At 71.7% G+C, this 16,226-nt stretch carries 14 protein-coding genes; 5 read left to right on the top strand and 9 right to left on the bottom strand.

Going from position 1 to position 16,226, the window contains the following annotated elements:
* Window positions 1–14 precede the first annotated feature (14 nt).
* Both ACZ6S4_RS13050 and ACZ6S4_RS13045 read right to left on the bottom strand, forming a co-directional pair.
* A complete protein-coding gene (locus ACZ6S4_RS13050; RefSeq protein WP_465475134.1) occupies window positions 15–1,589 on the bottom strand; it encodes a glycosyltransferase family 2 protein in 1,575 nt (524 codons plus the stop codon).
* A gap of 117 nt (window positions 1,590–1,706) precedes the next feature.
* Window positions 1,707–3,824 (bottom strand): glycosyltransferase family 4 protein, encoded by a 2,118-nt coding sequence (locus ACZ6S4_RS13045; protein WP_465475133.1) that lies wholly within the window; start codon window positions 3,822–3,824, stop codon window positions 1,707–1,709.
* A gap of 100 nt (window positions 3,825–3,924) precedes the next feature.
* Between ACZ6S4_RS13045 and ACZ6S4_RS13040 the strand changes: the two genes are divergently transcribed.
* The 3 genes from ACZ6S4_RS13040 to wecB all read left to right on the top strand — a co-directional run bounded on the left by ACZ6S4_RS13040 (window position 3,925) and on the right by wecB (window position 6,606).
* Complete coding sequence (locus tag ACZ6S4_RS13040) at window positions 3,925–4,566, top strand: class I SAM-dependent methyltransferase (RefSeq protein ID WP_360545414.1); 642 nt, start codon at window positions 3,925–3,927, stop codon at window positions 4,564–4,566.
* A 14-nt stretch (window positions 4,567–4,580) separates the two neighbouring features.
* Entirely contained in the window at window positions 4,581–5,405 is an 825-nt protein-coding gene (locus tag ACZ6S4_RS13035; protein WP_465475132.1) for a hypothetical protein, read from the top strand.
* Window positions 5,406–5,514: 109 nt separating this feature from the next.
* A complete protein-coding gene (gene wecB / locus ACZ6S4_RS13030; protein WP_465475131.1) occupies window positions 5,515–6,606 on the top strand; it encodes a non-hydrolyzing UDP-N-acetylglucosamine 2-epimerase in 1,092 nt (363 codons plus the stop codon).
* Between the two features lie 49 nt (window positions 6,607–6,655).
* Here the strand turns inward: wecB and ACZ6S4_RS13025 are convergent, their stop codons facing one another.
* From ACZ6S4_RS13025 to upp, 7 genes are all read right to left on the bottom strand, one after another.
* Entirely contained in the window at window positions 6,656–7,246 is a 591-nt protein-coding gene (locus ACZ6S4_RS13025) for a hypothetical protein (protein WP_465475130.1), read from the bottom strand.
* Entirely contained in the window at window positions 7,243–8,619 is a 1,377-nt protein-coding gene (locus tag ACZ6S4_RS13020) for a glycosyltransferase (protein ID WP_465475129.1), read from the bottom strand. The genes ACZ6S4_RS13025 and ACZ6S4_RS13020 overlap by 4 nt, the downstream gene beginning before the upstream one ends.
* The gene (locus ACZ6S4_RS13015; RefSeq protein WP_465475128.1) at window positions 8,616–9,167 is read right to left on the bottom strand and encodes a hypothetical protein; all 552 of its coding nucleotides are present in this window, start codon (window positions 9,165–9,167) and stop codon (window positions 8,616–8,618) included. Before ACZ6S4_RS13015 ends, ACZ6S4_RS13020 begins: the two co-directional genes overlap by 4 nt.
* Before the next feature lie 32 nt (window positions 9,168–9,199).
* Window positions 9,200–10,396: a glycosyltransferase family 4 protein gene (locus ACZ6S4_RS13010; RefSeq protein WP_465475127.1), complete on the bottom strand. Its 1,197-nt coding sequence runs from the start codon at window positions 10,394–10,396 to the stop codon at window positions 9,200–9,202.
* Entirely contained in the window at window positions 10,396–11,403 is a 1,008-nt protein-coding gene (locus ACZ6S4_RS13005; RefSeq protein WP_465475126.1) for a Gfo/Idh/MocA family protein, read from the bottom strand. Before ACZ6S4_RS13005 ends, ACZ6S4_RS13010 begins: the two co-directional genes overlap by 1 nt.
* Window positions 11,400–12,506, bottom strand: a complete 1,107-nt coding sequence (locus tag ACZ6S4_RS13000; RefSeq protein WP_465475125.1) for a DegT/DnrJ/EryC1/StrS family aminotransferase — start codon at window positions 12,504–12,506, stop codon at window positions 11,400–11,402. Before ACZ6S4_RS13000 ends, ACZ6S4_RS13005 begins: the two co-directional genes overlap by 4 nt.
* A gap of 302 nt (window positions 12,507–12,808) precedes the next feature.
* The gene (gene upp, locus ACZ6S4_RS12995; protein ID WP_465475124.1) at window positions 12,809–13,441 is read right to left on the bottom strand and encodes a uracil phosphoribosyltransferase; all 633 of its coding nucleotides are present in this window, start codon (window positions 13,439–13,441) and stop codon (window positions 12,809–12,811) included.
* 94 nt (window positions 13,442–13,535) lie between these two features.
* On the opposite strand from upp, the gene deoC reads away from it, so the two are divergent.
* Window positions 13,536–14,501 (top strand): deoxyribose-phosphate aldolase, encoded by a 966-nt coding sequence (deoC, locus tag ACZ6S4_RS12990; protein ID WP_465475123.1) that lies wholly within the window; start codon window positions 13,536–13,538, stop codon window positions 14,499–14,501.
* A gap of 11 nt (window positions 14,502–14,512) precedes the next feature.
* Complete coding sequence (locus ACZ6S4_RS12985) at window positions 14,513–15,940, top strand: aldehyde dehydrogenase family protein (RefSeq protein WP_465475393.1); 1,428 nt, start codon at window positions 14,513–14,515, stop codon at window positions 15,938–15,940.
* Window positions 15,941–16,226 lie beyond the last annotated feature (286 nt).

The raw sequence follows: 16,226 nt of genomic DNA, 5'->3' as shown, positions 1-16,226 counted from the left end.
CTCCTTGGCGCGGGTCAGCGCTTGGGGCGAAGCCGGCGCGCGAGACGGCCGGCGATCCGGCGGGGGGTGACGGTGGTGCTCACGACGTGCAGCCTGGCCTTCTCGTCGAGCTCGGCGCCGACGAGGTGAAAACGTAGGCCACGCCGATGGAGGATACGCGTCGCCCGCGAGAGGTCGAACGCGGTCACCGGAAGACTGTACGACTCGCCGCGGGTGGTCCAGCTGAAGCGCACGCGCCGGCGCTGCCGCCGCTTGGTCTGCCCGGCGATGATGTCGTCGATCGTCAGATAGCCCAGGACCCGGGTGCCGCCGTCGTCGTCGTTGGCGGACTCGGTGAGGGTGGCCGGGCGGTCACCGGCGGTCACCTGCGGGGCCGGGCCGTCGCCGCTGTTCAGGTTGGGCAGGGACGTGTGCCAGCCGACCAGCAGGGCGCGCCGGCCGTCCGGGGTCCGGCCCCAGCGCACGTCGGCCGGGCCGGTCTGGTGGACCAGCTGGCGGACGTGCGAGGTCGCGTCGAACCACTCGTCGGGGAAGCCGAGCGCCGGGTCCCGGAAGCCGGGGAAGTTGAGGTAGTAGCGCTCACCCTCGGCGACCACCGGCGACAGGCCGTGCTCGGCGAAGTGTTTCGCGACGGTCAGCAGGTCCTGGACCGTGCCGTACTGGGCGATGCTGAGCGGGATCCGGTGCCGCACGTCCAGGGCGGCCCGGATCTCCTCGGTCAGGTACGTGTCCGCCAGCTTGCGGACACCCTCCTGCACGCGGATCCGTTCCTCCTGGTCCGCCTCGAGGAAACGCTTGCCCAGCAGCTTGCCGAGCTCCCAGGTGAAGTGCCGGCGCAGCACCGCGTCGCGCGCCTCCGGGTCGGTGATGACGTCGGCGACCGTGTCCATGATCAGCGCGGCGTCCTGCACGAAGCCGGACAGCGAGGTGCGGTACGTGATGTTGCTGGAGTCCGTGCGCCGCACCGCGTAGTAGAACTCGTAGTCGGCGCGGACGGCGATCCGCCGGGCCGCCATCACCGCGCGGATGGTGAACGGCTGGTCACTGCCGGACCGCAGCTCCTCCGGATAGCGGATGTGGTGCTCCTCCAGCAGGGAGCGGCGGAACAGCTTGGTGTTGGACAGCGCCCAGGGCAGCGCCGAGTTGACCAGCGTGATGTCGTCGCGGTTGCCCGGTGCGAAGACGGCCTGGTTGACCACGCGGCCGCCGGCGCCGACCAGGCGGCCCAGCACGATGTCGGCCTCCAACTCGTCGGCCGCGGTGACCAGCCGTTGCAGCGCCTCGGTGCCGAGGTAGTCGTCGGCGCCGAGGAAGAAGACGTACCGGCCGGTCGCCAGGTCAAGGCCGCGGTTGCTCGGGCCCGCCGGACCGCCGGAATTCTCCTGGTGCAGCACCTTGAAGGTGCCCGGATACTCCGCCGCCCAGCGGTCCAGCTCGGCGCCGCTGCCGTCGGTGGACCCGTCGTCGACGGTGAGGATCTCCAGCCGGTCGATCCCGATGCTCTGGTCGACCAGCGAGCGCAGACACTCCGTCAGGTACGGCATCGTGTTGTACACGGCCACCACAACACTGACGTCGGGCCCACCCACTACGCGCCTCCCCGGCACCTCAAGTCTGAAAGACGACGGGAGTCTATGACACCCCCGCTCGCCCGTACCGCTAGAACCTCTTCGCTAAGCAGGCGTTTCCTGCATTATGCCGATCGGTTACTTTCCCGGCCCCGTACCGCTGCCGGGCACCTGATCGAGGGACCCCGTGACGACCACGCCGGGGTGACCCGCGACGAGGCGGCCGGCCAGCTCCCGGGCGACCGGCCCGGCCGCCACCACGTAGCGCGTCCGGGCCAGGTCCAGACCCGGCAGCAGCTCGCCGCGCAGCTCCGACCAGAGCGCGTCGGAACGCTTGCGCGCCCACCGGGGACCGATGAGGACGGCCTCCGCTTTGCGCGCACCACGACGATGCAGCCGGCGGGCCCGGCGCAGGAGCACCTCCCAGCCCGGTTCCGGCCGTCGGCGGGCAACGTTCAGCAGACCGTCGACAACTTTTCCCGGTGCCTTCCGGACAACGACATCCTCGGCATGCCGGATGCGCTCGAGACCGGCGCCGGCCCGTAAGCGGTGCACGGTGACCCCGGCTCCGCCCGAGATGCCGTCCACCGTGGTCAGCACGTCGACCTGCGCCCCGGCGGCGACCGCACGCGGCAGCGCCGCCCGCGTCCGCGCGGCGGCGGTGGCGTCGGTGACGAGCACGACGATCCGGTCGCCGGGCGTGAAGGCCGGCTCGGCCACTCCGGCGATCGGCTCGCGGTACCACCGTTGCAGCTGGGCGGCGACGGCCGTGGTGCCGTACCGCTCCCGCAGGGCCTCTCGCGCGGCCGCGAGATCGAGCTGCGGCAGCTCCTTGACCAGCTCGTCGAACGCCTCGGCGACCCGCTCCGGCGGGCAGTCCACCTCGACCAGCCGGCCGGCCACGCCGGACAGGCCCGCCATGGTCTCCCGCGGTCCGTCGCTGGCGGCCACCAGCACCGGCAGTCCGGTGGCGACCGCCTCGACGACGGTCATACCGAACGTCTCCTTGCTGCTCAGGTGCACGAGCAGATCGTGGTCGTGCATGAGCGCGGCGACCTGATCCGGCTGCACCGGGGCCAGCAGCCGGACCCGGCCGGCCAGCCCCAGCTCGGCCGCGCGCCGGCCGAGCTCCTCGGCCAGCGGGCCGGAGCCCACCATGGTCAGCGTCCGGGACGGATCCGCGGCCGCGGCGATCGCAAAGGCCTCCAGCAGGACCCGTACGCCCTTGTGCTCGATCAGCCGCCCGACGTAGAGCCACCTCTTCAGCTCGGCCACGGGCTCGGGGCGGACCGCGAAGCCGGCGAAGTCGATCGGGTTGGGCACGACCTGGAACTTGGCGGCGTGCTGGGGGAATTCGGCGCACAGGTAGTCACGGAGGCTGCCACCCACGCACAGCACCACGTCGGCCCGGTTGAGCATGCCGGCGTACCGGCTGCGCACGCCGGCCTTGCCCAGCACCCGAGGGAGGAAGGTGGCGTGCTCGGTGACCACGACGCGGGCCTCCGGCCGGGCCAGCGCGGCCGCCACGGCGCCTCCATAGAGACCGGTGTGGGCGTGCACCACCGGCGCCTCGATCCGGCCGGTCGGCAGCGCGGCCCGTACGGCGCGCACGTGGGCGTCGATCCACTGCGGGTAGCCGCCGGTGGTCAGGCTCGGCACCGCCACCCGGCACAGCTCGCCCTGCGGCGTGTCCCGGACGACGGCCAACCCGGCCCGCGCGGCCAGCCGGTCGGTGACCGCGTCGACCGCGTCCGGCGACGCCTCCGCGCGCGGATAGAACCAGCCCTCACTGTGCAGCGTCGAGACCGTGCCCACACCGGAACGCACCGCGTCGGTGGTGGCCCGGACGAAGGCGCCCGCGAAGTCGTCGTTCGGGCCCGGATACCACGGGGTCACGACGGCGAGGTCGGCCGGCTGCGACCGGCGGCCGCGTTCGGCGTCCGGCTCGACGGTGACCGTGACGTCCCGCCGCCGGCGTCCCACGCTCCAGGCCGCGATCAGCGCCGGCACGTCACCGGCCACCACGGCCGCACCCGCCGGCAGGGCGCTGCCCGCGAGCAACGCCGCGACAGCGCGCCGGTCCGGCAACCGCCGCAGCTCCACTCCGGGCGGTGACTCGACAGCCGACCAAGCCGGTCCGTCCAGCACGACCAGCGTCACCGCGGCACCACCGGCAGCCGCCTGGGCGCTCAGCCGTAGCGCTGCGTTGATCCGCCGGGTGCCGAGCGCGAGGTAGACCACGGTCCGGCGCGACATCCAGCCTCTTTTCTCCGAAGTTGATGACCGCGGCCCGCACCGAGGTACTACTCTGCGCAGGTTCGCGTCACCTGCTCCCGCTGCGAAGGTGGATCATGTCATGACGCTTCTCACCGACGCGGAAGCCTCGAAGTACTGGAACGAGCGCCACCAGCAGGAGACCGATCTGCGCTCCGGCGGCGACATCTCGTTCGACGAGGCGACCAACTATATGTTCTACCTGCGGCGACTCACCATGCTCATGGACCGCGTCGGTCTGCAGAACAACCCCGTGGCCCCGCTCTACCTGCTCGACGCCGGCTGCGGCAAGGGCTACTTCAGCCGGGAGCTGGCCAAGTTCGGCCACCAGGTCGACGGCATCGACGGCAGCGAGGCGGCCATCGCGCACTGCCGGGAGCTGGGCGGCGGCCCGCGATACCACCAGACCACCCTCTCCGGCTGGCGCACGCCGTGGCTGTACGACGTCGTCTTCACCGTCGACGTGCTCTTCCATATCCTGGACGACGCGGAATGGGCCCGTTCCACCCGCAACCTGGCCTCGCTGGTCCGGCTCGGCGGCAAGCTCGTCATCGGCGACTGGGGCCAGGACGGCGACCACGTGTACGGCAACTACCAGGTGGTCCGCGGGCGGGACAAGTACCTGCCGTTGCTGGACGCCTGCGGCATGCGTTTCGACGGCTGGGAGCCGTACCGCTTCCGGCGTAGCCCCATCGGGCTCTACACCTTCACCCGCATCGGCTGAGGATCGGCATCAACATGCTCATTCACGAACTGCTTCCCCTCGTCGGCGATGTGACGACCGTGGTGGAGGTGAGCGAGAACGGCGAGGCACTCCGCGAGCTGCTGCGGGCCCCGGCCGAGACGTACCGGGCGTACGTGCCCGACGGCGAGAAGATGGACGCCGGCACCGTGGTGACCGCCTTCCTGGGTCCCAAGCCCGAGGCCCACGTCGACGTCGAGACGGTCGCCCCGGCGCTGCGGGAGCTCCCCGTCGGCGGCCGCGCGCTGCTCCTGCTCGGCTGGCCGGTGCCCGACCTGCCCTACCACCGGCTGCTCGACGAGCTGGTCGCCGCGGGCTGCCAGGTGCTCCAGGTCGTACCGCTGGACAAGGTCTCGCGACACGGGGCGCACTGTGCCGTCGTGGCCGCGCGGGTCGACCGCCTCGCGCCGCTGCGCACGCACCTGACGGACACGCCGGTCGTGCTCGACGGGGAGAGCCCCGACCTGCGCGCCCTGCTGCGGCTCACCGGTGAGTACGTGTTCCAGGACCTGCTCAGCCGGCCGTTGCGCAGCAAGCTCGCCGACGCGGCCGACCGGATCAAGGCGCAGGACCAGCGCATCCGGCAGCTGGAGAAGGAGGTCGCGGCCCGCGACGCCACGATCGCCAAGGCCGAGAGCCGGCTCGCCCGGGCCCGCAACGACATCGCCGACCTGCGCGCCTCGACCCCGTTCCGGGTCGGCACCACGGTCGTGCAGGGCGCGCGCCGGCCCACCCGGGGCATTGTCAGCGTGCCGGTCGGACTGGTCCGCATCTGGCGCAAGCGGGGCGTCCCCGGCGGTCGTCCCGGCCCGGAAGCCTGACCCCGGCGGCCCATGTAGGGTGGCCTCGCGTGCCCACCGCATGACCAGCCAGACGTGTGGCCGTCGAACTCGACCAGCCGGTTTCCTGAACCCCACGGAGAAGACTGCGATGAAGGTTTTGAGCATTGTCGGCGCCCGTCCACAGCTGGTGAAGCTGGCGCCCATCGCGCAGGCCTTCGCCGGCACCGACCACCAGCACGTGATCGTCCACACCGGACAGCACTACGACGTCAACCTGTCGGACGTGTTCTTCACCGGGCTCGGCATCCCCGACCCGGATGTGCACCTGGGGGTCGGCTCGGGCAGCCACGGCGTGCAGACCGGCGCGGTGCTCAGCGCCATGGACCCGGTGCTGGAGCGGGAGAAGCCGGACTGGGTGCTGGTCTACGGCGACACCAACTCGACGCTGGCCGGCGCCGTCGCCGCGGTCAAGATGCACATCCCGGTGGCGCACCTGGAAGCCGGGCTGCGCTCGTTCAACCGCCGGATGCCGGAGGAGCACAACCGGGTGCTCACCGACCACGCGGCCGACCTGCTGCTCGCCCCCACCGAGGAAGCGGTCCGCCACCTGCGGGCGGAGGGCCTGGGTGACCGCGCCGAGCTGGTCGGCGACGTGATGGTCGACGTCTGCTACCGCGTCCGCGACGACGTGCTGGCCGGCAAGCACCCCGCCCCGGCGCTGCCCGACGGCATCGACCCCGCCCAGCCGTACCTGCTGGCCACCCTGCACCGCGCGGAGAACACCGACGACCCGCGGCGGCTGGCGCAGCTGCTGGGCGCAATGGCCGAGCTGCCCGTACCGGTGGCGCTGCTGGCCCACCCGCGGCTCGTGGCCCGGGCCGAGGCGCAGGGCCTGAAGCTGCAGCAGGGCGCGGTGCACGTCGGCACGCCGCTGCCGTACGCGTCGATGGTGGCCGCGGTGCTCGGCTCCGCGGGCGTGGTCACCGACTCGGGCGGCCTGCAGAAGGAGGCCTACCTCCTGGGCCGGCCGTGCACCACCCTGCGCACCGAGACCGAATGGGTCGAGACGCTGGAGGACGGCTGGAACCACCTCGTGACGGACCCGGCCGAGCTCGGCGACACCTGGACCGCGCTGGCCACCCGCCCCGCCCCGCGGGCCGAGCGGGGCACCCCGTACGGCGACGGTGCCGCGGCCAAGCGGGTCGTCGAGGTGCTGGCCGAGCGTTTCGCCGCTCGCTGACCCACGAAAAAAGGGCCCCCCGCTCGGGGGGCCCTTTTTTGCGTCTCGGCTACTTGTCGCCCACGTACGGCTTGCGGTCGAGGGCCGTCGTCGTGCGGACCCCCGGGTAACGCCGCGACAGCCGCCAGGCCAGCGGCACCGCCGGCTGGTCGGCGGCCACGATCCGGTCGACCCGGGCCAGATCCAGCTCGGCGAGCCGGCGCTGCCCCTTGCGGGACAGGATCAACGGGCGCATGACCTTGAACGTCGGCCAGAACATCTTCTTGTGGATGCCCTTGGACACCCGCGACTGGGCCCGCCGGGTGAGCGCCAGACCGGCGTCCACCTTCTTCAGCGCCGGCCGGCCCACGGTCAGCGACCGCGCCTTGCCGAACGCCTTGGCCGGCAGAGTGAACAGGACCCCCCGCTCGATCCGCCGAATCGGTACGTCGGTCGCCTCGACGTCGAACACCCGGTGGACGCGCACCCGCGGATCGAGGGCGGCCTCCTCCGTGCTGCTGTTCTCGGCCACGAGCAGGTCGATGTCCACCCCGGCGTCCACCAGGTCCTGCACGTACGACCGGACCCGGGTGGTCAGCTTGTAGCTGAGGGCGAGGACGACGACGCGGGGCCGGGTCACCGGGTCGGCTGGCGTGCTCACGACGACAACTCCTGAACGGTCGACGGTCGGACGAAGGCGCGCATCCGGGTCTCCAGCGGCTCCAGCAGCGTGTCCCGCTGGAAGGTGTCGGCGTGCCGGCGGGCGGCCTCGCGCACCTCCGGGCCGGCCTCCCGAGCCGCCTGGCCGGCCTCGATGAAGGACTGCGCCAGCTTCTCGGGGTCGAGGCTGTCGGCGTGGAACCACAACGGATAACCCTCGAGCACCTCACGGGCCGCGATGTCCGGCGCGTGCACCGAGACGATCGGCCGGCCGGTGGCCATGTACTCGAAGATCTTGCCCGAGGTGACGTACCGTCCACCGGCGGCCAGGAACACCAGCACGTCGCTGTCGGCGTAGACCGAGGACACCTCGGTCTTGGACACCGGCCCGCGCAGCCGCAGACCGGCATCCGTGGCCGGATCGATCTGACCCGCGGCGTCCAGGCCCAGCCGGGGCAGGAAACTCGAGTGGCTGTGCTTGAAGAAGCCCAGGTGGCCGAAGATGTTGAGCTCGGACCCGGCCAGATCCGGATGCGTACGGGCGATCCGGAAGGCCTCCGCCATCTCCTCCACCGGCTGATGGGTGGTGACCGTGCCGAGATAGCCGAACTTCAGCGGGCGCTGCGGAGCGGTCGTCTCCACCGACTCGGCCGAGGGCAGCTCCAGCAGGTCCGGGTCCCAGCCGTTCGGCACGACCATCATCCGGTCGGCCGCCTGCGGATAGCGCTCAGCGTGCCAGTCACGCAGGGCGTTGTTCACGAAGACCGTCGCCGCGGACTTGCCGATCACCCGGCGCTCCCACTTCCACGTCGGATGCTCCGGCGGGTACGCGGGCTCGTCCTTGAACAGGTCGAGGGTCCAGGAGTCGCGGTAGTCGATCACGTACGGGATCTTGGCCAGCTTGCCGATCGCCCAGCCCGCGGCGAAGGCGGAGAACGGGTTGCCGGTGGCCAGGACCGCGTCGAACTTCTCCCGCCGGTGCAGCTTGAGGGCTTTGGTGACCGACGAACGGGCCCAGGAGACGTACTGCTCGGGGAACTGCTTGGCCTCGCGCCACTCGAAGAACTTCTTGGACACCGTGGGCATCGTGCCGCGGAACCAGCTCATGTTCTGCAGCTCGTGCTCCCACCGGAAGGTGTCCAGCTCGGGCCGCTCCACAGTGATCCGCGGGTCGACTGTGTCCAGCAGCTTCTCGTCGGTGGAGCCGATCACGTCGTACAGGAATCCCAGCGGCGCGGCGAAGACCGTGACGTCCCAGCCGGCCCGTGCGAAGTGGTTCGCCGTCGCCCGGGCCCGGTAGACACCGCTGGCCCGCGACGGGGGGAAGTAGAAGGCGAGATAGAGCAGGCGAGGACGCCGTTCGCTAGCGGTCATACCTTGTCCTCATGGTCCACAGTTTCCCCTTGATGCCCTGGGCTGGTCACCTGGTCGATACGGAAGGCGATACGCGGCCGGTGGCGACCGGCCGCGGCGAGGCGCTGGGCGACCGGGAACGACTGCGGGTCCGTCACCACGAGCGTGTCGAACCGTCCCCACCGGCGGCTGAACTCGGCCAGGGGGCGGTCTCCGGCGTCTCGCCACAGCCGACCGTACAGGGGCAGGAAAACCCGCCGGTGCAGCGGGCGGCCGATGCGCCGGTCGTACGCCGACACCAGCCGCTTGCCGCGACGGCCCCCGACGCGCCGCAGCAGGGACTTCGGCGCCCGGTCCAGGACGAGGCGCTCGGCGGCGAGCGGCCAGTGCCCGCGGCCCAGCCGGGCCAGCTCGACCAGCTCCACGCCGGCCGCGAACTCGTCGCCGGCCCAGGCCTCCGCCTTGTCGACCAGGACGACGGGACGTGCACCCGTCGCCGCCAGCGTGCGGGTCTCCTCGGTCACGGCCAGCCGCCGGTTGGCACCCAGGGCAAGGAAAAGAACTCGCATGATGCTCCAGAATGCCGTCGGTCGGATCAGGCTCAGGGCCGGGACTGCGGGGCGAACCAGGCCTCGTGGTGCTGACGGGCCACCGCCTGGTAACCGAAGCGGTCAGCCAGGACGCGGCGCGCCCGGTCCAGGTCCATGCCGTCGGGGAACCGGTCACGCAGCTGCTCGTACCCGGCCACGATGGCCGCGCTGTCCTCTTCGACCTCGATCAGTTGCCCGGCATCGGACTCGATGCCGGCCAGCGTCTGCTCGGGGCCACCGCAGCGGGTGACGATCACCGGCATACCGGCCGCGGCCGCCTCGATCACGACGACGCCGAAGGTCTCGTAGCGGCTCGGGTGCACGAGCACGTCGTGCTCCCGCATGAGACTCAGGGCCTCCACCGGCGACAGTGCGCCGGCGAAGGTCACCGCCTCGGCCACACCCAGCTCCTCGGCCCGCTCCGCCAGCCGGCCGCGCAACTCACCTTCACCCACCAGGGTGAGGGTGAGAGCCGGCTCCTGCCGGCGGCAGACGGCGAACGCCTCGAGCAACCAGGTGACGCCCTTGCGCTCGATCAGGCCGCCGACGAACAGCCAGCGGTGCAGCGTTTTCACCGGCTCGGCGCGCGGGGTGGCGAAGTCGATCGGGTTGGCGATCGGCCGCAGCTTGTCCGCGTGCTCGGGGAAGGCCGTCGCGAGCTGCTCGCGCAGCTCGTCGCCGACCACGAAGAAGGCCTCGCAGGCCGCCAGCACCTCGGCGTAACCGGCGTGGCCGTCCGGCTCGGCGAGCATCCGGTCCAGGAACGTGGCGTGCTCGGTGACGAACAGCCGGCTGCCGGGCCGCATGTTGCGCAGGGCCGGCAGGCCGCCGAGCAGGCCGACGTGCGCGTGCACGACGTCGGCGTCGAGCGGCCGGCCGCCGAGCGCGACCTTGAGCGCGTCGGCGGCGCGCTGGGCCTGCTCCGCGAACGGCAGCGCGCGCGGCATGGGCACCGGCACAGTGACCAGATCGGCCCCGCCGACCGTCTTGCCGGGGGCACCCGCCGCCGGCATCAACGCGCGGAACGCCGCGGTGATCTCGGCGTCCTGCCCCGCCGAGAGCCGAGCCACCCAGCTGTCGCAGTGGTACACGGTGAACGACGTGGTGCCGGGTGCGGTCGCCTCGGTCATGGCCTGGACGAACGCGCCCCGGAAGGGCAGCTGGGAGCTGGGATACCAGGGCGTGACGACGGCGACGGGGCCGGACATCACGCCCGCTTCGCGGGGATCACGACCGTCGTGCCGCTGGTGGCCGAGCGGAGCACAGCCTCCGCGACCTCGACCGTACGCATGCCCTGGCGCAGCGTGACGATGTCGCTGTCCTTGCCCTCCACGGCGTCGCGGAAGCGCTCGTGCTCGACGAGCAGCGGCTCCCGCTTCGGGATCGCGTACCGGACCATGTCGCCCTCGGCCACCCCGCGGAACGCCCGCAGGGCCTCCCACTCGGTGTCCACCGCGCCGTTGGCGTAGAAGGTGAGGTCGGCGGTCAGGGTGTCGGCGACGAAGCTGCCCTTGGCGCCGGTGATGACGGTGGACCGCTCCTTGAACGGGCTGAGCCAGTTCACCAGGTGGTTGGCCATCAGGCCGTCGCCGAGCGAGGCCACGGCGGAGACCATGTCCTCGTGCGGGCGGCCGCTGCGCGACACGGTGCGCGCGGAGACGTCGAGATACTCGTGCCCGGTCACCCAGGCGGTGAGGTCGATGTCGTGGGTGGCGAGGTCCATGACCACGCCGACGTCGGCGATCCGGCCCGGGAACGGGCCCTGGCGCCGGGTGACAATCTGGTAGATGTCGCCGAGCTCGCCGGCCTCGAGCCGGGTGCGCAGGCTCTGCAGCGACGGGTTGTACCGCTCGATGTGACCGACCGCACCGACCAGGCCCCGGCTCTCGAACGCCTCGACCAGCTTGCCGGCCGCCTCGACCGACGGGGCCAGCGGCTTCTCGATCAGGGCGTGCACGCCGGCCTCGGCCAGCCGCAGCCCGATCTCCTCGTGCAGAGCGGTCGGGCAGGCGATGACCGCGTAGTCGAGCTGGAGCGCGAGCAGCTGCTCCAGGTCGGTCACGACCGGCACGCCGTGCGGCGCCACCGCGTTCGGCGCCGGGTCCAGCACGCCGACGAGCTGCACGCCGTCCAGCAGGTTGAGCACACGGGCGTGGTTGCGCCCCATCGCGCCGAGGCCGATCAGGCCCGCGCGGAGTCCGGTCGGCGCGCTCATGCCTTCGCCGCCACGGTGTTGACGCCCTCGACGATGCGGTCGAGCTGCTCCTGGGTCAGGCTCGGGAACACCGGCAGCGACACGACCTCGCGGGCCGCGCGGTCGGTCTCCGGCAGCTTCCAGTCGCCGGCCTGGCCGTCCTCGTTCAGGTACGGGCGCAGCTCGTGGATCGGGGTCGGGTAGTAGACGGCGTTGCCGATGCCCAGCTCCTTGAGCCCGGCCTGGAACGCGTCCCGGTCGCCCTGCACCCGGACCGTGTACTGGTGGTAGACGTGGCGGGCGCCCGCGGCCACCGGCGGCACCGTCACACCGGTGAGGTTGGCGTCGAAGTACGCGGCGTTGGCGCGGCGCTTCTCCGTCCAGGCCTCGAGCTGTCCGAGCTGGACGCGGCCGATCGCGGCGGCCACGTCGGTCATCCGCATGTTGGCGCCGACGATCTCGTTCTGGTAGCGCGCCTCCATGCCCTGGTTGCGCAGCAGGCGCAGGGTACGGGCGAGCTGGGCGTCCCCGGTGCTGATCATGCCGCCCTCGAGCGAGTGCATGTTCTTGGTCGGGTAGAAGCTGAAGCACCCGGCCGCCCCGAAGCTGCCGACGGGCTTGCCGTCGAGGGCCGCGGCGTGCGCCTGGGCGGCGTCCTCCACCACGGCGAGGCTGTGCTGCTCGGCGATCTGCATGATGCGGTCCATCGCGGCCGGGTGGCCGTACAGGTGGACGGGCATGATCGCGACGGTGCGCGGGGTGATCGCGGCGGCGACCGCGTCCGGGTCCAGGCAGAAGCTGCCGGCCTCGATGTCGGCGAACACCGGGGTGGCGCCGACCAGGCGGACCGCGTTCGCGCTGGCGGCGAACGAGAACGACGGGACGATGATCTCGTCGCCCGGGCCGAAACCCAGCGCCATCAGCGAGAGCTGCAGCGCCGACGTGCCGGAGTTGACGGCCACGCAGTGCCGGCCGCCGACGAGCTCACCGAACTCGGCTTCGAAGGCGGCGACCTCGGGGCCCTGCACGACCATGCCGCTGCGCAGGACACGAACGGCGGCCTCGATCTCGGCCTCACCGATGACCGGACGAGCGGGCGGAATGGCGTCCTGCAGCCCAGGCATGGGCGGTCCTCCTGTGTACACGTGGCTGATGCAACGCCGGGAGTGAGCATGTGACGTGGCTCGACGGCACCGGCACGGCGCTTGGCGGCCGGAACAGTACCTTACCGAGACGTGAGATCGCCTACCGTACGCATCGGCCGCAACCATCACTGACGTGCCATAGGGCTACCAGAAACGTCCGCCGCTTGTCACTTTCCGTGAGCTGTTTCGCAGTTCGATCCGGAAATCGGCACCGTATGTCTCGGGCTGTGATCCGTCCCCCACGCCGCGCTACCGGCGACGTTCACCAGGATTTCATCCCTTCAGAACCGCGGCATCCCGCCGAACTGGCGGTCGCCCGCGTCACCGAGGCCGGGGACGATGTACATCTTCTCGTTGAGGCCCTCGTCGATCGACGCGGTGACCAGCCGCAGCGGCAGGCCCGAACCTCGCAGCCGCTCGATGCCCTCCGGCGCGGCGAGCACGCAGCAGACGATGACGTCGGTGCAGCCCCGGTCGACCAGCAGCTGGCAGCAGTGCACCAGGGAACCGCCGGTGGCCAGCATCGGGTCGAGCACCAGCACGGGCAGCCCGGCGAGGTCACCGGGCAGCGACTCCATGTACGCGCGGGGCTCGTAGGTGGCCTCGTCGCGGGCCAGGCCCACGAAGCCCATCGACGACTCGGGCAGCAGCGCCAGGGCGGCGTCGGCCATGCCCAGGCCGGCCCGCAGCACCGGCACGATCAGCGGCGGGTTGGCCAGCCGGGTGCCCTGGGTCGGCGCCACCGGGGTGCTGACCGGGAACTGCTCGACGGCGAAGGTGCGGGCGGCCTCGTACACGACCATGGTGGTCAGCTCGTGCAGGGCCGCGCGGAAGGCTCCGGAGTCGCTCTGCGCGTCACGCATGACGGTGAGACGGGACTGGGCCAACGGATGATCAACGACGAGTACGTCCACGCGATCAACCTACCGGGGTTCCTCAAGATCAACTGTCGGTGGGCCGCGTAGAATCCCTCTCATGACTGCGACAGCGACGTCGAGGCTGCCTCACATGTCCGGTTCTTCTGGCAGTGCGGCGGAGACGCTTCCGGGTGGCACTGTGTCCGGTTCCGCCTTCAACCTCCGATCTTTCCTGCACGGACTGCCCGGGGTGGACAAGGTCGGCGTCGAGGCGCGGGCGGCGGCCCTCGGCACCCGGTCGGTGAAGACCACGGCCAAGGCGGCGGCGATCGACCTGGCCATCCGGATGGTCGACCTGACCACCCTCGAGGGCGCCGACACCCCCGGCAAGGTCCGGGCCCTGTCGGCCAAGGCGCTGCGCCCCGACCCCTCGGACCCCACCTGCCCCAGCGTGGCCGCCATCTGCGTCTACCCGGCGATGGTCCCGGTCGCGGCCGAGGTGCTGGCCGGCTCCGGCGTGCACCTGGCCAGCGTGGCCACGGCGTTCCCGTCCGGGCAGGCGCCCCTGGACGTCAAGCTGGCCGACACCCGCGACGCCGTCGCCGGCGGCGCCGACGAGATCGACATGGTGATCAGCCGGGGCGCGTTCCTGTCCGGTCGCTACGACTTCGTGTACGAGGAGATCGTCGCGGTCAAGGAAGCCTGCGGGTCCGCCCACCTCAAGGTGATCCTCGAGACCGGTGAGCTGGGGACGTACGACAACGTGCGCCGCGCCTCCTGGCTGGCGATGCTGGCCGGCGCCGACTTCATCAAGACCTCCACCGGCAAGGTGCCCGTGGCCGCGACGCTGCCGGTGACGCTGGTCATGCTCGAGGCGGTCCGGGACTTCCGGGCCCAGACCGGGCGCCAGGTCGGCGTCAAGCCCGCCGGCGGCATCCGCACCACCAAGGACGCCATCAAGTACCTGGTGCTGATCAACGAGACGGTCGGCGACGACTGGCTCGACCCGGACTGGTTCCGCTTCGGCGCCTCCTCGCTGCTCAACGACCTGCTGATGCAGCGGACCAAGCTCACGACCGGCCACTACGCCGGCCCGGACTACTTCACGCTGGACTGAGGGTCATGTCTCTGTTCGAATACGCCCCGGCCCCCGAGTCCCGCTCGGTGGTCGACATCGCGCCGTCCTACGGCCTGTTCATCGACGGCGAGTTCGTCCCCGCCTCGTCCTCCGGCGGGGTCTTCAAGACCGTCAACCCGGCCTCCGAGGAGGTCCTCGCCGAGGTCGCCTCGGCCGGTGCCGAGGACGTCGACCGGGCCGTCGCCGCCGCCCGCCGGGTCTTCAGCCCCTGGTCGGCCCTGCCCGGCGCCGAACGCGCCAAGTACCTCTTCCGGATCGCCCGCATCATCCAGGAACGCTCCCGCGAGCTGGCCGTGCTGGAGTCCCTGGACAACGGCAAGCCGATCCGCGAATCCCGCGACGTCGACGTGCCGCTGGTCGCCGCGCACTTCTTCTACTACGCGGGCTGGGCCGACAAGCTCAAGTACGCGGGCTTCGGCGCCGACCCCCGGCCGCTGGGCGTCGCCGCGCAGGTCATCCCGTGGAACTTCCCGCTGCTGATGCTGGCCTGGAAGATCGCGCCCGCCCTGGCCGCGGGTAACACGGTGGTGCTCAAGCCGGCCGAGACCACCCCGCTGTCCGCGCTCTTCTTCGCCGACATCTGCCAGCAGGCCGGCCTGCCGCCGGGCGTCGTCAACATCATCACCGGCGCCGGCGAGACCGGCCGCACCCTGGTCGAGCACCCCGGCGTCGACAAGGTCGCCTTCACCGGCTCCACCGAGGTCGGCCGGCAGATCGCCCGGTCGGTCGCCGGCACGAGCAAGCGCCTGACCCTCGAACTGGGCGGCAAGGCGGCCAACATCGTCTTCGACGACGCGCCCATCGACCAGGCGGTCGAAGGCATCGTCAACGGCATCTTCTTCAACCAGGGGCACGTCTGCTGCGCCGGGTCGCGGCTACTGGTCCAGGAGTCCGCGTACGACGAGGTGCTCACCGCCCTCAAACGCCGGATGGCCACGCTGCGGGTCGGTGACCCGCTGGACAAGAACACAGACGTCGGCGCGATCAACTCGGCCGCGCAGCTGGCCCGTATCCGCGAGCTCTCCGACGTCGGCGCCGCCGAAGGGGCCGAGCGGTGGTCACCGCCGTGCGAGCTGCCGGCCCAGGGCTTCTGGTTCGCCCCGACGATCTTCACGGGCGTCACCCAGGCACACCGGATCGCCCGGGAGGAGATCTTCGGGCCGGTGCTGTCGGTGCTGACCTTCCGCACCCCGGACGAGGCCGTCGAAAAGGCCAACAACACGCCGTACGGTCTGTCGGCCGGCATCTGGACCGAGAAGGGCTCACTGATCCTGGCGATGGCCGACAAACTCCGCGCCGGGGTGGTCTGGGCCAACACGTTCAACAAGTTCGACCCGACGTCGCCGTTCGGCGGCTACAAGGAGTCCGGTTACGGCCGCGAGGGCGGCCGGCACGGCCTGGAGGCGTACCTTGCCTAAGTCCCCGTCCCCCGCCAAGGCCGCCGCCGGCGCCAAGGCCGCAGGCAGTGCCAAGGCTGCAGCCGGCGCCAAGCGCGACCGCCAGGCCTCCCCGGTCAAGAGCGGCCGGGCCGCCGCACGCGCCCAGGGTGATCTTACTGTCACTCCGGCCGAGGGCAGCTCAGCTTCTTCCTCCGCCGAAGGCGATCCGGTCGGCGCCCCGGCCACCGGCGGTGGCGCCGCCTCGCCTGCCGACAGTGGCCGCACCTCCACTGCCGCGGGCGGCCGAGATGCGTCCGGCGCTCGG

It is taken from the genome of Actinoplanes sp. NPDC051405 (assembly GCF_055586185.1).
The sequence above is the reverse complement of the archived record's forward strand: the minus strand, read 5'-3'. Positions and strand labels throughout refer to the sequence as shown.